2 protein-coding genes are annotated in these 2,818 nt (G+C 36.1%); both read left to right on the top strand.

Going from position 1 to position 2,818, the window contains the following annotated elements; genetic code table 11:
* Positions 1-109 precede the first annotated feature (109 nt).
* Entirely contained in the window at positions 110-868 is a 759-nt protein-coding gene (locus tag ON15_RS11060; protein WP_010581556.1) for an ABC transporter ATP-binding protein, read from the top strand.
* Positions 868-2,769 carry an FtsX-like permease family protein gene (locus ON15_RS11055; RefSeq protein WP_010581555.1) on the top strand — a complete coding sequence of 634 codons (1,902 nt, stop codon included), beginning with the start codon at positions 868-870 and terminating at the stop codon, positions 2,767-2,769. Before ON15_RS11060 ends, ON15_RS11055 begins: the two co-directional genes overlap by 1 nt.
* Positions 2,770-2,818: the final 49 nt, after the last annotated feature.

Below are 2,818 nucleotides of genomic sequence, written 5' to 3'. Positions count from 1 at the left end.
CAGGCTTAAATAACATTTTGTAAGGTTATGTAACTGATCGTAACTAAAAATCAGTTGCATAGCCTTTTATAATTTAACTGGAATCAATTTAAGAAAGGATTTATTAATCATGAAACTCTTAAAACTGGAACATGTTCAAAAAGTTTTCATTGAAGGAAAAAATCGCGTCGAAGCACTGCATGATATCTCACTGACGGTTGAAAGGGAAGAATACGTGGCAATTATGGGCGAATCTGGTGCCGGTAAGACGACACTTTTAAATATCATGGCAACTTTAGATCGGCCTAGCAGCGGGCAAATTGAATTAAATGGTCAAAATTTGGAAAAAATGAAGGAAAATCAAGCAGCCCGCTTTCGCCGTCAGTATTTAGGGTTTGTTTTTCAAAATTTTAACCTGCTTGACACCTTTAATAATCGGGATAACATTTTTTTGCCACTGGTATTAGCAGAAATGCCGTATCTCAAAATGCAGCAGCGTTTGGAGCCTTTAGCACAGCAATTAAAAATCACCGAGCTGTTAGATCGCTTTCCAGCTGAAATTTCAGGTGGCCAGCGGCAAAGAATTGCAGTTGCTCGTGCCATGATTACCCAGCCAAAACTTTTGTTAGCAGATGAGCCAACTGGAGCACTGGATTCTAAAAATACGCTGTCACTACTTAATTTATTTGCGGAAATCAACTTAAGTGGTCAAACAATTTTGATGGTCACGCATAGTGCCTTAGCGGCGAGTTACTCGCAGCGGACACTGTTTATTAAAGATGGGGTCATTTTTCATGAGCTTTATCGTGGTGCCCAGCCACGGACAGTCTATTTGCAAAAGATTACTAACAGTTTGACGGCTTTGACAAGCGAGAAGGTGGGCCACTAATGCTGGAATTAAAATTAGCTTTTTCAAGTTTGCGACGAAATATTCGTCAGACATGCCTTTTTATTTTTGCCAGCTCGTTAATGATCGCAATTAATTATATTTTTGTTAATATTCACAGCAATTCAACTTTAAACAAATTAAATTATAGTCAGGCAATCATTAGCCTATTGAGTATGGCTCAAAAATTTACTTGGCTAATTGCAACTTTTTTCTTACTTTATGCTAACAGCTTTTTATTGCGCCAGCGTGATCGAGAATTAGGCCTTTATAATATGTTGGGAATGACGAAAGGTCAATTACGGTTAATTCTAACTGTTCAAAAAATTATGTTGTATCTTGCCAGTTCACTCGGTGGTTTAATTTTAGGGGTAACGTTTGTCAAATTAGCCTTGATGTTTTTGAAAAGCTTACTAAAAATAGCGCAACTAAAGGAAACATTCACTTTTAAAACGCTTGGGATAACATTATTAAGCTTTGGAGTTATTTTTTTGTGTTTGTTGGTTTATGATTTTTGGCGTTTGCGCAAAGTTAAACCAGCTCTGCTCTGGCAGCAGGCTTTTACAGCCGAAAAGGCTCCTAAAGCTAATTGGTTTTTAGGAATTAGCGGATTGATAATTTTAGTTAGTGGGTACTTCATAGCAATTAAGACCAAAGCAAATCTGGCAGGCTTTTCCAATTTTATGTTGGCGATTGCCTTAGTGGTTATTGGAACTTATTTAGTCTTTATTGCTGGCAGTATCAGCTTATTAAAACTGTTACAAAAAAATCAGCACTTTTATTATCAGCCACAACATTTTATTGCAATTTCCGGTATGCTTTATCGCATGAAGCAAAATGCTGCTGGCTTAGCAACGATTTGTATTTTATGTACGGCCATCTTAGTATCCTTAGTCAGCAGTATCAGTTTAGTGGTTGGTCAACAACGGCTATTAAATTTTTGGAACCCATTTGATTTGATGTTAACTACTTCTAAACCGCTCAATCAAAATTTGCTTAAGCAATTAGCAGCAAAAAACCAAATCAAATTGGAAAAGCAGCAACAAATCAAAATGACTGCGCCAATTGTTGGATCTTTAGATCAACGAGGAAATTTTAAAAGTGGGTATAATGCTAAAACATCAACAACTTTGTTAGTTTTGACAGTCAAAACTTTTAATCAAATCGAAGGTACTAACTATCATTTAAAAAATAATCAAGTTTTATTATCTGTCGCCGATAAAAAAGTCTACCCTCAGCTGAAAATTAAGCAAAAAAATTATCAGGTGATCGGCTATCCGACACTTCAGACCGGCAATGTTCAGCATTCGATTTTTCAACCGGTTTATGTCATCGCTGCCAATACAGCCAGTGCTAAACAGATTGGTTCGTCAACTTGGATCTACCAGAATGGAATCAATTTTAAGAGTAGTTACCAGCATGGATTGAACTTTACCAGACAAATTCAACAGCAACTCAAACTAGATAATGGAAGTGTTTCAAATAAACAAGAAATGCAGCATTTCTTAAGGGTGATTTTTGGCGGTTTACTGTTTGTCGGCTGTTTAGTCAGTTTAGCAATGGCCATTACAACCGCTTTGATCATTTATTATAAACAGCTGTCGGAAGGTTTAGCTGATCAGCAGCGCTTTAAAAAAATTCAGCAAGTTGGTTTAAGTTATGCTGAAAGTAAAAAGGCAATTCAAAGTCAAGTCTTGTTAGTTTTTATGTTGCCAATTGTTGGTGCTATTGTTCATATGGCTTTTGCTTTACCAGCGATAATCAGTATTCTAAAAATGTTTTCTTTGTTTGATCAAGGATTACTGCTAAAAGTTTGCCTCCTGGTTATCGCTCTTTTAACAGCTGGTTATTTAATGGTCTATGGCCTGACGACCAGAATTTATCAACGATACATTATTAATTGATATTTAGTAACAAACTTATTTTTAGAAGAAATTGCAGCCTTTAAAAGTT

The sequence above is a fragment of the Liquorilactobacillus vini DSM 20605 genome (assembly GCF_000255495.1).
Taxonomy (GTDB): Bacteria; Bacillota; Bacilli; order Lactobacillales; family Lactobacillaceae; genus Liquorilactobacillus; species Liquorilactobacillus vini.
This window is presented reverse-complemented; position numbering and strand designations above follow the sequence as displayed.